The organism is Colwellia sp. MB02u-10 (assembly GCF_014077185.1).
In the GTDB taxonomy this organism is placed as follows: Bacteria; Pseudomonadota; Gammaproteobacteria; order Enterobacterales; family Alteromonadaceae; genus Cognaticolwellia.
In genome coordinates this window covers 114,211-131,601 of record NZ_JACGVK010000135.1, presented here as the reverse complement: position 1 = coordinate 131,601, position 17,391 = coordinate 114,211, and the positions used below count along the sequence as shown (strand labels likewise).

14 protein-coding genes are annotated in these 17,391 nt (G+C 40.2%); 3 read left to right on the top strand and 11 right to left on the bottom strand.

Features of this window, described 5'->3' with window-relative positions:
• Positions 1–106 precede the first annotated feature (106 nt).
• Positions 107–1,009, top strand: coding sequence for a F0F1 ATP synthase subunit gamma (locus H4J59_RS16340; RefSeq protein ID WP_182241076.1), 903 nt, complete (start codon positions 107–109; stop codon positions 1,007–1,009).
• Positions 1,010–1,346: 337 nt separating this feature from the next.
• Positions 1,347–3,788: a PAS domain S-box protein gene (locus H4J59_RS16335; protein WP_182241075.1), complete on the top strand. Its 2,442-nt coding sequence runs from the start codon at positions 1,347–1,349 to the stop codon at positions 3,786–3,788.
• Here the strand turns inward: H4J59_RS16335 and H4J59_RS16330 are convergent.
• From H4J59_RS16330 to H4J59_RS16290, 9 genes are all read right to left on the bottom strand, one after another.
• Entirely contained in the window at positions 3,779–4,639 is an 861-nt protein-coding gene (locus H4J59_RS16330) for a cation diffusion facilitator family transporter (RefSeq protein ID WP_182241074.1), read from the bottom strand. The two genes, H4J59_RS16335 and H4J59_RS16330, sit on opposite strands and share 10 nt — an antisense overlap.
• Before the next feature lie 523 nt (positions 4,640–5,162).
• Positions 5,163–5,942, bottom strand: a complete 780-nt coding sequence (locus tag H4J59_RS16325) for a zinc ribbon-containing protein (RefSeq protein ID WP_182137957.1) — start codon at positions 5,940–5,942, stop codon at positions 5,163–5,165.
• A 345-nt stretch (positions 5,943–6,287) separates the two neighbouring features.
• On the bottom strand, positions 6,288–6,749 hold the full coding sequence (locus H4J59_RS16320; RefSeq protein ID WP_182241073.1) for a hypothetical protein: 462 nt from the start codon (positions 6,747–6,749) through the stop codon (positions 6,288–6,290).
• Between the two features lie 60 nt (positions 6,750–6,809).
• Positions 6,810–7,109, bottom strand: a complete 300-nt coding sequence (locus tag H4J59_RS16315) for a chaperone modulator CbpM (RefSeq protein ID WP_182241072.1) — start codon at positions 7,107–7,109, stop codon at positions 6,810–6,812.
• Between the two features lie 5 nt (positions 7,110–7,114).
• On the bottom strand, positions 7,115–8,059 hold the full coding sequence (locus tag H4J59_RS16310; RefSeq protein WP_182241071.1) for a DnaJ C-terminal domain-containing protein: 945 nt from the start codon (positions 8,057–8,059) through the stop codon (positions 7,115–7,117).
• A 196-nt stretch (positions 8,060–8,255) separates the two neighbouring features.
• Positions 8,256–8,711 (bottom strand): hypothetical protein, encoded by a 456-nt coding sequence (locus H4J59_RS16305; RefSeq protein ID WP_182241070.1) that lies wholly within the window; start codon positions 8,709–8,711, stop codon positions 8,256–8,258.
• 176 nt (positions 8,712–8,887) lie between these two features.
• Entirely contained in the window at positions 8,888–10,012 is a 1,125-nt protein-coding gene (locus H4J59_RS16300; RefSeq protein ID WP_182241069.1) for an ABC transporter permease, read from the bottom strand.
• Between the two features lie 3 nt (positions 10,013–10,015).
• Positions 10,016–12,784, bottom strand: coding sequence for a ribosome-associated ATPase/putative transporter RbbA (gene rbbA, locus H4J59_RS16295; RefSeq protein WP_404852032.1), 2,769 nt, complete (start codon positions 12,782–12,784; stop codon positions 10,016–10,018).
• A 21-nt stretch (positions 12,785–12,805) separates the two neighbouring features.
• Positions 12,806–13,834, bottom strand: coding sequence for an HlyD family secretion protein (locus H4J59_RS16290; RefSeq protein ID WP_259369573.1), 1,029 nt, complete (start codon positions 13,832–13,834; stop codon positions 12,806–12,808).
• A 445-nt stretch (positions 13,835–14,279) separates the two neighbouring features.
• Here H4J59_RS16290 and H4J59_RS16285 point away from each other — a divergent pair, with 445 nt between their 5' ends.
• Positions 14,280–14,807: a GNAT family N-acetyltransferase gene (locus H4J59_RS16285; RefSeq protein ID WP_182241067.1), complete on the top strand. Its 528-nt coding sequence runs from the start codon at positions 14,280–14,282 to the stop codon at positions 14,805–14,807.
• 5 nt (positions 14,808–14,812) lie between these two features.
• Here H4J59_RS16285 and H4J59_RS16280 read toward each other — a convergent pair whose 3' ends face one another.
• Together H4J59_RS16280 and H4J59_RS16275 are read right to left on the bottom strand one after the other, a co-directional pair.
• Positions 14,813–16,000, bottom strand: coding sequence for an acetate/propionate family kinase (locus tag H4J59_RS16280; protein ID WP_182241066.1), 1,188 nt, complete (start codon positions 15,998–16,000; stop codon positions 14,813–14,815).
• On the bottom strand, positions 15,997–17,391 hold the full coding sequence (locus H4J59_RS16275; RefSeq protein ID WP_182241065.1) for a bifunctional enoyl-CoA hydratase/phosphate acetyltransferase: 1,395 nt from the start codon (positions 17,389–17,391) through the stop codon (positions 15,997–15,999). Before H4J59_RS16275 ends, H4J59_RS16280 begins: the two co-directional genes overlap by 4 nt.

Genomic DNA, 17,391 nt, shown 5'->3' with positions numbered 1-17,391 from the left:
TTTAATTAACTAGGCTTTATCAGTGAATAACTATCTATTAGTGAATAACTATAAAGCATCAACGATGCAGAGCGAACGATAAGTGATTATTTATGAGCAATAAAATATGACCGACAGTGTTGCTAGTCTACGGCGAAAAATCACCAGTACAGAAGAACTTAAGTCTGTGGTAAGTACCATGAAGGCTATGGCATCTTCAAGTATTAGCCAATATGAGCATGCTGTGTACTCACTTGATGATTATTATCGTACCGTGCAACTTGGGCTGATAGCTTGTTTTCAACGACACAACTCGCCTAATGTTATAAAAATCAGCAATCAACAAGATAGGCTTGGTGTGGGCGTGATCGTGTTTGGCTCAGATCAGGGGCTAGTGGGTCAATTTAATGAAGTGATGGCAGAATTTGTTACTAGCACTTTGGCAACACTATCAGGGCATAAAATTGTTTGGGCTGTAGGCGAACGTATAAAGTCGCGTTTAGCTGATACCCATTGGGCTGAAAAAAAAGTCACACTTAAAGACGACTTTATACTACCCAATTCAATTAATGCTATAACGGCATTGGTGGGTGACATATTGACTGACATTGAAGCGCAGCGTGAATTAGGTACAATAGATCAAGTTTATCTCTTTCATCATCGCCCTCAAGTCGACTCTATTTATAAGCCAGTGAGTCAACAGTTATTACCTTTGAGTGAAAGCTTACAAAAAAATTTTACTGATATTAAGTGGCCGACGAATAATCTACCTGAAGTGCTACCTGAACGAGATAAAACCCTAAGAGCATTGGTACGTGAATATCTTTTTGTTAGCTTGTTCAGAGCGTGCGCAGAGTCATTGGCAAGTGAAAATGCTAGTCGTCTTGCGGCTATGCAACGAGCAGAAAAAAATATCGATGAACAACAGAATGATTTGAACCTAAGCTTTCATCGTCTACGCCAAAGCGATATAGATGAAGAGTTATTTGATGTGGTCTCTGGCTTTGAAGCCTTGAGTGATAGTGATTAAAACAATGCATTAAGCAAGTAAAAACCCAGACCAAAATCACCAGTGCTAACAAAGAGAGATATCGACTATCCTTAACACAGTTAAAAAAACTAAATACAGAGCAATAAATATAGAAGACTAAAAGCCGGTTGCTGGGAAGCTATCTCCTCTTAAGAGTATTAAAACTGTTATTTTAAATACTGAATTGGCGTGATGAAATATTAATTTCAATAGGTATAAAGCAAGCTATTATTCATTCAACGCTTATATTGCAAAGTGAATTTTTAGGGTTATTATTTTCTGGGTAACTAGGAGAACATTGCAATGAGTCGTCAAAATTAAGGAAGATTGAGTTTATATGGATTATGCACAAAATGACAAGACTTGGAGAATATCCCTGTCACCACAACAAAGCATTCTTTTTTATTCAATTATTACTGGAGTTTTGGCGGCTTGTTTAATTGCCTTCATGGTTGTTTCTATAGAATCACAAGGCCGAGCACACATTAATCGTTTGTCGCAGAGTACGGCTAATGGCATAGCTTCGTTACTTAAAGACGACTTGAAAAACCGTATACTAACCCTAACAGAATTTGCCAAGTCATCTCAACTTACTTCAACTATAACAGATGACGACTGGCACACCATTAGCAAAAATTTGTATGACACGCGCGGTGGTTATCAAGTCATTGCTTGGATTGGTAACGACTACCATATTGGCAGAATCAAGTCATTTGAGGGCAACAAAAGCAATCAAAACGTCAACTTGGCGCTTAACCCTGATACTTTATCTGCCGCATTTAAAGCACAACCAAAAGGTGAGTCCGTTATCACTATGCCACTGAGTTCAATTCGTGGCGGAGCGATCGGAATATACACGCCAATATTTGATGATAAGTCACTAAATGAACCATTGGCAGGCTTTATTAGTAGCTTACTTTTTTTCGACGATTATATAAGTGCAATTTTGCCTTCGTATTTACTGATGGAACATCATTTTTCACTCTACATTGACGGCCAAAAAATATATTCAGACCAAACAACCCCCACAATAAATACTAGCAATTGGCGCAGCCAAGCAAGTTTTAAATTACAGCAGCAGATTTGGCAAATTGACATAGTACCCACAACCGAATTTTTAAGTCGCTCACATTATTGGATGATAGGTACTTTATTTTTGCTCGGTGTTTTGCTAAGTATATTTGTTACCTTGGCGGCATATACAGCGTTAACGGCAAGAAATAAAACTAAAATCATTATAGATGAGCGCAACAAAGTAGGACATTTATTGAAAAACCTACCTGGCATGGCATACCAAGCTTATGACAAACCCAACGGACCCATGATGCTAGTCAGTGAAGGTTGTGAGGTGTTAACGGGTTACACTAAGCACGACTTTGAGTCTCATCGCGTTTTATGGCGCAGGGTTGTACACCCCGACGATTACCAGCGGGTATATGAAATTATTAGGCAAGCGGTCAGTGAGAAAAAATTTTACGAATTTGAATATCGCATAATATGTAAAAACAAGTCGGTTCGTATCGTATGGGAAAAAGGTGAGGCGGTTACCTCACTGTTAAACAATGAAACTGTCCTCGAGGGGTATATTACAGATATTACCGAGATTAAAAACACCGATAAAGCACTTGTTCGCAGTCATAAATTTTCTGATGCTATTGTAAATTCAGTGGTTGAAGCTGTGATTACCATAGATCATAAAGGCGCTATAAAAAGCTTTAATAACGCTGCACAACGCATGTTTGGTTATACCTTTGATGAAGTGAAAAATATCAATGTAAAAATTTTAATGCCGAGCGCCTATGCAAATCACCATGATCAATATTTAACCGACTACATACGTACTAACCAAAGCAGTATTATTGGCCTTGGACGAGAGCTAGACGCCAAGCGCAAGGATGGCAGTGTATTTCCTATTCATCTTTCAATAAATGATATTCAATGCCATGAAGACAGAATGTTTGTTGGTTTAATCAGAGACATTACTCAGCAACGGGTTATTGAAGATCAAAGACGAATGCACATTGAACAAATGGCTCATGCCGATAGATTGAATTCTTTAGGGGAAATAGCCGCTGGTATTGCGCACGAGGTCAATCAGCCGTTAACCGCTATTTCATTATTTTCTCAATCGGGTAAAAGTCTGTGTAATAGCGGTAAGTTCGAAAAATTACCGGAAATATTCGAAAAGCTGAATCAACATTCACACCGAGCCGGTGCAGTGCTTGAGCGGATGCAAATCATGACAAAGCAGGGAGCAAGGCAAAAAGAATTACTTGATTGCAATAAGCTCATTGACGAAGTAGCAAAATTAGCCGAACACGATGCTCGTATGCGTGATATCAATATCAAAATAAGCCACAGTAGCGAAAAATTAATTGTATTGGTTGATCTCGTACAAATACAGCAAGTGTTGTTAAATTTATTGCGCAATGGCATGGAAGCTATGCAGTCTATCGATTTTAAAAATGGCAGTGTGATTGAAGTAAGGGCTCAGTTAACCGCTCTTGAAAGTATTAAAATATCAGTTGTTGATAGCGGATGTGGTTTGTCTAGCAGTATGCTAGATAAGTTGTTTTCAGCATTTTCTTCAACAAAAAAGAATGGCATGGGTATTGGGCTTTCTATTTCAAAAAGTATTATTGAAGAGCACGGCGGCACCATTCATTATACTAAAAATACTCCTGTGGGCTCGGTGTTTTACTTTATGCTACCCCTTGTTGAGAATGGCTGTTTAATTGAGGATAGTTCGCTGACCAAAGCAAGTTATTTTCAATCTTGAGTTTGTTTATCCTCATCAAGAGCGGGTTCAATATGAACAGTGGTATCGACAATGTTAAACTGCGTTGCTAAAAGGCCTTCGATTTTATCTGCAAGCTCATGTGAGGTAGCTAAAGAAAGGTTCAAGTCAACTTTAATGGTGATATCAGCAAAATTAGCCTCGCCATCATTACGGGTACGTACCAATTTAACTGATTTTACTTCGGGGAGCTCGGTTACTGTTCGCGCAATTTTAGCTTGGTTTAACAGGCTTTTATCAACCAGTATTGGAATGGATTGTACAAATAGCTTGTAGGCCAAAAACATAATAATAAAAGCAACAGCAATAGCAAAAACTGTATCAAGCCAATAGTATCCGCGTGCTGCTAATTGCCAGCCAATGATAACGGTAATAGAAGTCAGTACATCACTTAATGTGTGACTCGCATCTGCCTGTAATAAAGTAGAATTTAATTTTTTTGCCCAAAAAGACTCCCACAAAGTAAGGCCAGTATTAAGCCCTAAAACAATGAACATTACCCCTAAGCCAATCGAGCTATTTAACACGGGCTGACCAAAGCGGCTAGCGGCTTGAACTATAACCTCAATGGCAACAACACTGAGCAAAGTTGCTAGAAAAAATATCGCTAAAGGCACAAATTTTTTATGACCATATTGATGATCTTCATCAGGCGGTTGCTCAGATTGATTGACCGCAAACCAGGCAACAATATTGTTTGCCATATCGGTTAATGAGTGGAGTGCATCAGCTAATATTGCGGTTGAGTAGGTAGAAAAACCAACAGCTAATTTGATCGTCATCAATAAGAAGTTAACCACCCCTTCAATAATTAATACTTTTTTAATGTTCAAAGTTCACCAACTTTTAAGCTAGGTTAGATATCCATAAAGCTATCAAAAATTATTGATATTCGTTTTGTAGACAGATCGTGTTTTAAAAATTAACTTCATTTTATCATCAGCTTAAAATTAAAATTAAATCCAGTAGTCTGCCATGACAAATTATTTACTTGTTGTTATCGATAATCTTAAAATATCATCCATCGATTTTTCAGCTGAAAGCCTCTACTATTGCTAGATTACAAACAGCTAAAGACTACAGAAGGTTGCCAAACAGGCAAAAAGACAAAGGCTAGCGTTTTGAAGCTAGCTGTTGAGTAAATTAATAACTAACCTAAACAGCCTATGGCACAGATTATTATGTTGGCAAAAAAGCCTATGCAGGAATGCGCCATTGATATGACTGTATTTTGAGAGTCAATAAAATGGTGCATGCTGAATCGACATAACTAAAAAACAAGGTACTGCTTCAGCGCTATAATATCTTTGTGTATTAGGGGTATATTTACCCGTCTAGTTCATGGTAATTTCATCTTTAGTCTGCTTTATGTATTTCTTTATAAAGCATATTGATCATCGCCATTATTTTAAAATGATGGGTTTTTATTTTATGATGTAATTCTTTTTGCTGTGTGTGTATCTTCCGCTCGTTTTTATGCATTGGGGCTGATTTTTTCTCCACGGTTTTACTCTCGCTACTGAAATTATCTTCAGTATTTCTCATGATTTTTTCGTGTTCATGAGCAACTTTAGCTTGAGCTTGAATAGCCTGACTATGCTCGATCAATATTGATGTTTGTTGCTGCATGGTTTCTTCTATGGCGACTAGTTTAGTCAGCGCTTTTTGGTGCTCTTTTGTCCAATACTTTATCTCATCTAGCCATAAAGCATGTTCAGAGTTCCATTGACTGTGCTCTTGGTGGGCCGCAAGGTGCTGCTCTGTTATGATAGTTTGTGCTTGTTCTCTAAGGCTCTTGGTAAACGCTACTAATTCTACTGTATTTGAATTAGCGATACTTTGTAACTTGTCCCAAATTGAACTATTTACAAAAGCCAGTTCCAACTTTATTTGTTCTTTATAGGCTTCACCTGCGCCTTCGAATGCTTCACCTAACATTCGAAAGTTATCTTTTAAGTCTTTGCTAGCTTCCTCAATTTTATCTTTGCTAATTTCCTTGGCATCTTTTAGCTTCTCTTCTGCGGCATGAAAAGCCTGCTGTAAAGTTTTACCTTCTGTTATTACAAAGTCTTCTATGGCATCAACCATTGCTTTATAACTGACTTGTAATTCTGTTTTTTGCTCATTTTTTTTCATGGTGAGTTACCTTTAAAAATTGACTATAAATTAATATGATAATTACTCAAACCCACGTCATATACTATTCGGTATTATACTTAATGAATTGTGGAAACTACTTAACGTGATTAATAGACTTAGCCAAAGGGCTATCACTTGTTTAGTTTCCGGCAGTCTACAAACAAAGGGGAGAGCTGATATATAAACCTTAGTATCAAGTTTGAAGTGCAACAATTACAGCCGACTGTCGGTATAACAGATTAATAAAGTGCAAATAACGCTTGGTTATAATTGTCATGCGATGGCCAATGGTTATTTTCTCGTTTGATTGTCTTATTATCTTTGGCTGATATTGGCAAAAAATTATCGATTTACTTTGTGGCAATTGGTACAGCCACCAGAAACTTTGCCTGCAAAATAATAATTTGGCTCTTGAAGAGCAGCAGCGGCCCTTGCTTGGTCAATAGCCGCGACAAAGTCTTGCATGTGATCTTGCATAAACGGGTGATTTCCTCCTGCTTCTCCTGTAATTAATTTAGCGGCAGTCCTTCCCATGTTTTGTAATGCTTGCAGTACTTGCTGGCGCTGGTCCTTCGCACCATCTTGAGTGGGTTCATAACCCTTAATGAGTGCTTTATCGAGTAATAGCATTTGCTGCGATAATCTAGCCATGTCAGATCTAAGCTCAGCGGGTTCAGTGTATTTAAAACCCGGAGGGTAGGTTATCTTACGCATAGACTCTGCAAATTTACTGCTGCAACCCGCTATGGTTAAACTCACGACAACGACAATGCCCGCAGACCAAAAAACGCTTAATTTATTCATAGTTATAAACTCCATTAACACTCAGTTGTTGACTAATTTTATAGAGTGATTTCAATTAAATTAATCAATTCTATTCAGTCTAGCTTTTAAAAGTTTATTTTCCTGTTCGAGCTTTTTCTTCTCTTTCATTAAATCTATGACTAAGCTAATGGCGACCCAGTCAATTAAAAGTTGTTGGTTCAATTTAATGGCTTTTTTGATCCAATGAGCACTCTCCAAATCAAAAATCCATTCTGAATCTTGACTGTCTGTTATAGGTACAGCAATGCCGTATTCAACCATTTCTATTATGATGTATTTTTCAATTCCGGCTATTTCACACAATTCATTGACTGAAATATGTAAGCTTATATCTGTCATTTTGGCTAACTCCACTCTGTTCTGGGGTTATACTTTTCTACTTCAGCAAGTTGTTGCCATAACTGTTTTGTTTCATCGGTAGTTGATGGCGGAATTACAATTTTGATGACGGTAATCAGGTCACCCTGGCCGGACTTACTATTGAGTCCTTTGCCTTTTACTCGTAGTTTTTGACCACTCTGGCAGTTAGCGGGAATGTTGAGCTTAACTTTGCCATCAAGTGTCTGTATTTCAAGTTTAATACCTAGTGCAGCTTCCCAAGGCGTTAGTGGCACGTCTAATAATAAGTTTAAGCCTTGTACATCAAATAATGGATGCGGCACCAATCTAATAATCAGATATAAATCCCCGTTTAACTTATGATTGCTGCCAGGTGCGCCTTGGCCTTTTAACCTTATGCGCTCACTATCTTTAACACCTTTAGGTACTTTCACATTAAGCGATTTTTTGATTTTAGTGAGTTGACCATTGGCGGATACCGGGACATGATATTCAATGGGTTTAGTGACACCTAAAACACTTTCTTCTAAAAAAACCGGTAATTCCATTTCAAAGTCTTGGCCTTTAAATAGATCCTCGCTCTGAGCTTGTGAGTGTCTTCTAGAGTTGGCTCGGTCAGCAAAAAAGGAATTAAAAAAGTCAGAAAAATCATCATTTTCGTTTGACTGATATTGCTTGTTACCGCTCGAAGATTGCGAGTCGGGTGGTACATCAAAACCCTTGGATGAACCTGAGCCATAGCGTCTCATTTTATCGTACTCGGCTCTTCTTCCCTCATCTTTTAATACTTCGTAGGCTTCTGCTACTTCTTTAAACTTTTCTTCTGCCCCGGGCTCAGGGTTCTTATCAGGATGATATTTAACAGCCAACTTACGATAGACTGTTTTGATTTCCTTTAGATCAGCATTTTCAGACAAGCCTAGGATCTTGTAGTAATCTTTAAATTTCATTGATTGACCATGCCCCAAATTTTGATGACTTTATATGGCTAGAAGCACTACTTTACGCTTTTTTGAAGGCGATATTTTGATATAAATCAAGATAACGAATAGTTGTCAGTAGCAGATATCGCTATTTTTTACGCTAAGGCAAAGTTATTGTGCTATTGCCTCTTTAGAGAGAAAACTTGTGGCCTGCTGAGGTAGGCTAGATATCCATAAACCTATCAAAATTCATTGATATTCGTTTTTGTTTTTGCCATTGCATGTCAGCTAAGTTATTGAAAATGTCTTTGACCTTATGCTCGTCAACTTGCTCTGCCACTACTTGGTATACTGCTATGAGTTCATCACTCATTTGCATGGATAATTCTAAAATATCATCCATCGACTTTGTTGACTGAACATTTTTGATTATTGGCAGTTTTAAAATTTCTTGATCATTGGCATATTGTAACCAAGTATCTAAAACACCCGATGGCGTATTTTTTTCATAATGGGTTAATGATTCAGCTAATTTCTTTTCCTCACTGATCATATATTCCAATAATAACTGTGTTCTTGGCATATTTTCATCTTTGGCTAATTTTTGATAAAAAACAACTAATTTCTGATGAAATTCTTTCGCATGTTTAAGTGCATCTCTGGCGCTTTCAAATCGCATAATGTTCTCTTTGGTTAAGCCTAGTTATGGTCTTTTTTATCATATAAGTGAGCTTGTAAACTTTGATAGTGATCAAGTTTCTTACCGTTAGGCTTTATTTTGCTAAAAAAGGGCAAGAATATAAAACGAATACAAAACATTTAAGATAAGCGACAATAGGTATGTGCTTGACCTTGCTATGTCATGCTTTTTAAAGAACGTCTAAACATGGCAAGGCTGGCGATAAAAAATGCTGCACCAAGCGCAATAATAATAGTCAATTGTGGCCAGACTAAATTAATGCCTGCACCACGAAAAACAACGGCTTGAGAGAACTCCATATAGTGTCTTGAAGGTAATAACCAAGTTAAGGGTTGAATGATATCAGGTTGGCTTTCAATTGGGGTTAAGCCGCCCGAGAGCATCACCATAGGAATAATAACCATAAGCACCAAAAGTGCAAATTGCGCCATGGTTTGCGCAATAGTCCCTAAAAATATACCGATGGCAGCAGCGGCAAAAAGGTAGGCAGAAGTGCCTAATAATAACAATAATTTTGAACCGGCAACGGGGATATCGAGTATATTCTCTACCACCAGAAACATCGACAAAGTAAAAGCGATCAAAATAATTAAGCCATTGGCCCAAATTTTAGCCATCACTATCTGAAATGCATTCAAAGGCATCACCAATAAGTGTTCAATTGTGCCATGCTCGCGTTCACGCAAAAGTGCTGCGCCGGTCAAAATAATGGTTAACATAGTGATTTGATTAAGCAGTGCATTAATAGCACTAAACCACATGCCGTTGCCGTTTGGATTGAATGCTTGGCGCATAATAAGTTCTACTGGGTAGGCGGTGCTTTGGTCTGAGCGCTTAAAAAAATAATTCACTTCTTGGGTAATAATGCTCTGTATATAGCCATTACCTATACTGGCTTGTGTGACTGCCGTAGCATCAATATCTATTTGCACCGTAGGTTGGCGACCTTGACGCACATTTTGCTCGAACTTAGGCGGAATGGTAACCACAAACATAAATTTGTCTTGATCCATTGCTCGGTCTGTTTGTGCGGCCGAAATAAATATTGGCGTTTTAAAATAGGGTGGATAGAGCGCGTTAGCAATGGCGCCAGACAAGGCCGACTGGTCTTCATCAACAATCGCAATTGACGCATTATGTACCGATTCACTAATGGCTGTCGCCTCGGCATATATGGCCAAACTAAACGAGTAAACAATGAGCATCAACATGATGAAGTCGCTTAATAGGCTACGTAATTCTTTTGTGCCTAACCAATAGATATTGAGCCAGGTATTCATCAGTTAGCGCTCCTGCTTTTTAAGTGAGGTAGCGGCTATAGCGATAAAAACAGGACCAAAAAGGGCCAGTAAAATAATGTCTTTCGCTAAATCACCAAACACCAGGCCTTTAGTGAAAGCGGCAACACTTAAATGCATGTAATAAGTCGCAGGCCAAATTGTGCCAATAATATGTCCCGCACCCTCAAGTGTTGAAGTGGGTTGCACAATGCCTGAAAATTGTAAGGTGGGTAGCATACATAAAATGGCGGTAGCAAAAATTGAAGCCACTTGGGTTTGGGTGATTGAAGCCACCAGCAAGCCAAAACCTGTTGCCGCAAACACATAAAACAAGGCGCCGAGCATAAGACCAAAAAAGCTGCCTTGTAATGGCACTTGCAGTAAAAACACCACCATAAAGGTTAAAATGAAAAAGTTGAGCATGCCTATAGCAATATAAGGCAGTTGTTTACCTAGTAAGAACTCTAGTTTGTTGGTGGGTGTTACATAAAAGTTAGTAATGGTGCCCATTTCTTTCTCTCGAGATATGCTAACGGCCATTAAAATAGCGGGAAATAACAGCAACAACATTGCGGGTGTTTTAGGCCCTATCGAAAAAACGGTCTTAAAAGTAGGATTGTATCTATAACGCGATGCTAAGTTAACCTTTGCCATGGCACTGGCGTCAATACCTGCATTGTTGGCTAGCTCGGTAATATAATGCAAGTGCACGCCGGTTACATAACCGGCAATAGTGCCAGCACGAATAGTGTTAGAGCCGTCAATCCAAGCAGATACGCTAGGCGACTCGCCATTTTTAAGCGCTCGGCCAAATCCTGCAGGGATCTCAAGTGCCAGCGTAATATCATTTGATGTTAAGCGTTGCTCTAACTCATCATTACTATGGACATCAGGGCGACTAACAAAATAACGTGAGCCCTGAAAATTGCTTAAATACTGACGACTTTCTGGGCTGCGGTCATTGTCAAACGCGGCGTAATTTAAGTCTTCTACATCGAGTGAAATGCCATAAGCGATGACTATCAATAGTATGGCACTGCCGACAAAGGCAAAGGCAAGGCGTATCGGATCGCGCAATACTTGCATAGTTTCAAGGTAACTGTAAGCCAATAGCCGATGAAAGCTAAATCGATTATGTTTGGCACTGTCTTTATTAGATGCCGGCAGCTCTACGGCGCTCGGCCGTTGCTTTGAAGGTGAGGCTGGGATAGGCAATGAAGGTATATTTTCAATGGATTTTTTTTGTTTAATCGCGGCTTCTAAATAGGCAATAAATGCCTGTTCTAAAGTCTCAGCGCCTTTTTTCTCAATCAATTGCTCAGGGGTACCATAGATAAGCACTTCACCGGCATGCATCAATGAAATGCGATCGCAGCGTAAGGCTTCGTTCATAAAATGGGTAGAGATGAAAATAGTCACCTTATCGGTGCGTGACAGCTCAACTAATAATGCCCAAAATTGGTCTCGCGCAAGGGGGTCAACACCTGAAGTAGGCTCATCTAAAATGAGCATTTCTGGTTGATGAATAACCGCTACTGCAAGCGACAAACGTTGGCGCATACCCAGCGGCAAAGACGCGGCAGCTTCATCCATGTAAGTATGCAAACCAAAGCGTTTAATGAGTGTGTTAATTCTCTGTGCTGCTTGAGCTGGGGCTAGGTGAAACAAACGCGCATGTAAGGTCATATTTTGCGCTACAGTTAATTCGCCATACAAGGAAAAAGCCTGTGACATAAAGCCAACGCGTTGACGTGTTTGTATATCGTTTGCATTGACCGCTTTACCAAATAAGTAGGCCTCACCACTGCTAACCGACAACAAGCCTGTGAGCATTTTCATGGTTGTAGTTTTACCACAACCATTTGAGCCTAAAAAACCAAAAATTTCTCCTGCTTGTATTTCAAAACTGACATCATTTACTGCGGTAAAGTCGCCAAAATGTCGGGTTAAATTTTTAGCTGTAATTGCAGGTGACGCGTTACTTTTTTTAAAGGGTGGGATGATTAATTTACTATGGTTAGTCCGTTTTTCTTGCGGTAATAAACGCACAAATGCGCTTTCTAAATCCTTAGTATGGGTTTTAGCTTTTATTTCCTGTGGCGTACCGGTATCAAGCACACGTCCGGCATCCATGGCAATTAAATAGTCAAAACCTTCAGCTTCATCCATGTAGGCGGTAGAGACTAATATACTCATGTTCGGGCGTTGTGCCCTTATAGACGCAATAAGTTGCCAAAATTGCCGTCTTGAAAGGGGGTCGACACCCGTAGTAGGTTCATCTAATATCAGTAAGTCAGGATCATGAATAAGCGCGCAACACAGGCCAAGCTTTTGTTTCATGCCACCTGAGAGTTTTTTAACCGGACGTGATAAAAAAGCGTGTAATTCGGTGGCTTTTGTTAACTTGTCAATTCGCGCCTTGCGCTCATGAGCAGGCTGGTTAAATAATTTTGCAAAGAAGTCTAAATTCTCTTCTACACTCAGTTCTGCATATAAGTTTTTACCCAGACCTTGTGGCATATAAGCAATGCGAGGACCAATTGATTCTCGATGTTTCGCTAAGGCCATATCGCCATCTAAGACCGTTAATTGACCTTGTTGCAGTTTGCGTGCGCCAGAAATCAAGCCCATCAGCGTTGACTTACCCACACCATCAGGGCCTAGTAATCCGACCATCATGCCAGCAGAAATAGTTAACGTAATATCGTCAAGCGCTAGGGTATTATGATAGCGATGAGTAACGCTTTGGATACGCGTTACCGTTTGCGTTATTTTACTCACTTAACGTGTCCTCTACTGACTACTTTGTTCGGCAGGATTAATATCATCAGGTAATTTTTGTAAAAATACCGGCCAAGCAGAGGGCTTTTTCCCTTTTGTTGCTGACAAGCGAATATAAGCAACCCCGCGCACGCCTGTTTTAACTTGCTCAATATGGTTTAATACCAAAGCTTGAGGTATGCGTAATTTGACTCGAAACATTAATTTATCGCGCTCGCTTTGTGTTTCAACTTGTTTGGGGGTGAATTGCGATTCAGGAGAAACAAAGCTCACTTGTGCTGGAATAGCGATATCGAGTATGTCTAGTTTCACCCTAGCTTGAGCGCCTATGGGGGTTAAATAGGCTTGTGCAGAGGGGAGAAAAACCTCCATATATATATCGCCAAGATTAATAATGGTTAATACTTTCCCGCCGCTGCCTAATACTTCGTTGGGTTGCGCTAATCGATAGAGTACTCGTCCCATTGCAGGAGATTTAAGCACGGCTTCGTCAATTTGTGTTTGCACACGTTTGACTTCGGCTTGAGCAACCAATACTGATTGTTCAAGTGTGTTTACATGGGCTTTAGCTGCATTATAAACCGCAATGGCAGTCGCTTTAATGGTTTGCTTTTGGTCAGCCAAACTTTGTGATATTGCGCCGGTTTTAACTAACGCAGCAACGCGCTTGAATTCAAGCTCTGCCAAGGTTAATTCACTTTCTCGTTGCGCTATTAATGCGGAACTTTCGACTACAGCAGCTTGTGTTTGCAGAACTTGTGCTTGTGTTTGTGCTAATTGTGCATCAAGTTCTGTGGTATCCATTTTAGCTAGCACTTGATCAAGGGTAACCAGGTCACCCTCCTGAACTAAAATACGTTTAACGCGGCCGGCGTACTTAGTCGTTATATCAATCTGGTCGGCTTCTATTCTGCCGTTACCTGTTGCAATATCTGCAGGCAATAATGTTTGTTGGCTTTGCCACCATTGCCAAGAAAAAGCTGCGATCACAATAACAACAAGGCTAAACGCCATTAACCTAATGACAGGTTTTTTCATCATTCATTTCCATAAAAGGTTGTGTTTATGCTTGTTATATTGAATCGGTGGCAACTAGCATATATTGGGGGATTTTTTGATCTGCAAGATTTGGCTTGTAATGCACGCTTTAAGTGTTGCGATCGAACAAACTGTACCTTGGTATTTGTTTTACCAATATTAGGGATGTCCGACATTTGAATGTGGCTTCCCCTTAGTGACTTTTCACCAGATCTCACGGGACAGCTAAGTGATCACTGTAGATGCAAGAACATTGTCTTAAATAAGAAATAATGCCTACATAATATAAGAAAAAAAACAATAAAAATCATCAGTATAGGTATTCCCCCTTGGTATAAGTACAAACCACAGTGCTTTAGAGGGAATCCCCAATGGTTAAGTCACAAAATTCTTCTATCATTACTTACAATCACCATAAACAATTAAGTTTGCATCAAGAGGATTTAGCATGACTGAAAAACTGACCAGCGATCATAAAAACGTGACTATTGGCGATCTTGAGATCACCATCCGGCCCATCACTCCTGAAGACAAGCACTTAGAAGCATCCTTTGTAAAAAAGCTATCAATGCAAACAAAATACGAACGCTTTTTTGAGGGTTTAAAAGAATTATCGCCTTCCATGTTGAACGTGCTGAGTAATATCGACTATGTAGATACCATGGCTTATATCGCGACGATTAACACTGAAGAAGGCGAAAAAGAAGTTGGTATGTGTCGCTACGCCGCTGACAAAGTGCCGGGCGAAAGTGAAATGGCAATAACCGTTGCAGATGATTACCCCTATGAGGAAGTTGCGACTGTGTTACTGCATTCGTTATTTGAGCATGCAAAGGCCAATAATATAAAACGTCTTTTTTCAATTGAACTCAGCAGTAATTATCGCATAAAAAAATTAGCTGAACATCTGGGTATGTCCGCTAAAGCTCATCCAGAAGACGCGACTTTGATTGTGTATTCATTGCTGTTGAAGTAAGGCGTTTAGCGACCCATGAGTAATTTTTGGGTCGCTTGGGCGATAATAATTTCTTCGTTTGTGGGTATTACCAGCACCTTAACGCCTGAGTCACCTTGGCTAATAACGCTTTTATGCTGACGGTTTTTACTTGCATCTAAACTAACCCCAAGCCAAGTTAAGTGCTGACAAATTTGTCCGCGTATGGTTGCTGAATTTTCGCCAATACCGGCAGTAAACACAAGGGCATCAATGCCACTTATGGTGCTAACCAGAGCAGAAAGTTCGCGAGCGGCGCGATAACAAAACAAGTCAATGGCTTGTTTTGCCTGTGGGTCGTTACTTTGTTCTAGTACTTGCATGTTACTGCTAATACCCGAAACCCCCAGTAGTCCAGACTCTTTATAGAGCATGTGTTCTACGTCTTCTACACTCATTTTATAATGGCGTAAAAGGTGGATAACAACACCGGCATCAAGGCTGCCGCAACGTTGGCCCATCATTAGACCATCAAGCGCTGTAAAGCCCATAGTTGTTGCTACGCTTTGTCTTTGCTTTAAGGCGCACATACTCGCGCCGTTGCCTAGATGAGCGACAATAACGCGTCCATTGGCAGGTGTGCCCAAATATTGTGGCAAACAGCTGGCAATATACTGATAAGAAAGGCCATGAAATCCATAACGAATAATGCCTTTATCGCTATATTCGCGCGGTAGGGCAAACAGTTGTGCAAGCGTGGCTTGTGTCGAATGAAAACTGGTATCAAAACAAGCGACTTGGGGTAATTCAGGGGCCCAGTTAAAAATGGCTTCAATAGCGGCAAGGTTATGCGGTTGATGCAGTGGCGCCAGTGGTATCAGCTTTTTTAAGCGTTCAACCACGCTAACCGTAAGTTTTGTTGGCGTTAAAAAGTCGCGACCGCCATGTACTACACGATGACCAACAGCTTTAATTTCATAACCTTGGTTATGGTGATTAAGCCACTCAAGCAGCCACTGTATTAGCGTCTCATGTGTTGTTTGATCATTAAATGCAGCAAGGTCGTTGTTGGTTAAATCATTGCCTTTAGCGTCTATGGCATAAAGTGTTGGCCTTTGACCAATATTGACAACTTTACCACTGAGTAAAGCCTGCGAATTAGGTGTGGAAAAGTCATAAAGCGCAAACTTTATGCTCGACGATCCTGCGTTAATAACCAGTACCGCATCGTTCATAAAATAGTCTTCTTAGTATAATCAACATAGCGCTGAGCTAACACACAAGAGGCAAGTCGTGAAAGCGTTCCGTCGGCCCGACTGGTTAAAATTATGGGTACTGTCGCGCCAAGTACAATACCAGCAGATTCTGCACCCGCTAAATATATCAGTTGTTTAGCGATCATGTTGCCGGCTTCTAAGTCGGGTGCTACTAAAATGTCGGCGTCACCGGCAACCTCTGATACTAGCTCTTTAGCCGCCGCCGCAGATTTTGAAATAGCGTTGTCAAATGCCAAGGGTCCATCGATGATACCGCCCGTTATTTGCTTGCGATCAGCCATTTTGCATAATCCAGCGGCGTCTAGGGTTGAAAGTATTTTTGAATTAACTGTTTCAACCGCAGATAAAATCGCTACTTTAGGAAGGGTTATGCCTAAAGTATGCAGTAAATCGATAGCGTTTTGTACAATATCACGCTTGGCGTTTAGATCAGGAGCAATATTGATGGCGGCATCGGTAATAAATAGTGGTTTATGGTAAGTGGGTACGTCTAATGCAAATATATGACTCATTCTGCGTTCAGTGCGTAAGCCTTTGCTCTTATGTAATATAGCTTGCATTAATTCATCGGTATGCAATTTACCTTTCATGATGGCATCAACATTATTTTTTCGCACTTCTTCAACGGCAATTTCTGCTGCACCATGACTGTGTGGTGCATCAATCAATTTTATGCCAGCCAAGCTGCAACCAGCCTCGCTTGCCACCGCAATAATTTTATCTTTAGGGCCGATCAAAATGGGCTCAATAACCCCTTGGCGTTTTGCCTCAATGGCCCCGAGCAAGGATATTTCATCGCAAGGGTGCACTACTGCAACTCTAATGGGGGCAATGTCTTTGGTTGATTCAAGTAATTTCTGATAATGCGCGCCGTGCTCATGTAAATGCACCTCAGGTAATATCACTCTGGGTCGGCGTACTTTCTCGCTCGGTGCTATAACCCTAGCTTCGCCTATGATAACGCACTCGCCGTCCTGATTTAGGCATTCACATTTAAGCAATACCTGTTTTTTTTCAGTAATTTTTTCTTTAACGGTTACGCGTACCAATACCTTGTCACCAAGACTAACCGGACGACGAAAACTTAAAGATTGATTTAAATAAATGGTGCCTGGACCCGGTAATTGCGTCCCCAAAACGGCCGATATAAGCGCACCACCCCACATACCATGGGCGATCACTTTATGGAAAATATCCGCTTTTGCATATTCTAGGTCAACATGGGCAGGGTTAACGTCGCCTGACATGACGGCAAACAATTCAATATCTTGCGGTTTAAGTACACGAGTTAATTCTGCTATGTCGCCGACAGCTATTTCATCAAAGGTCTTGTTTTCAATATATTCCAT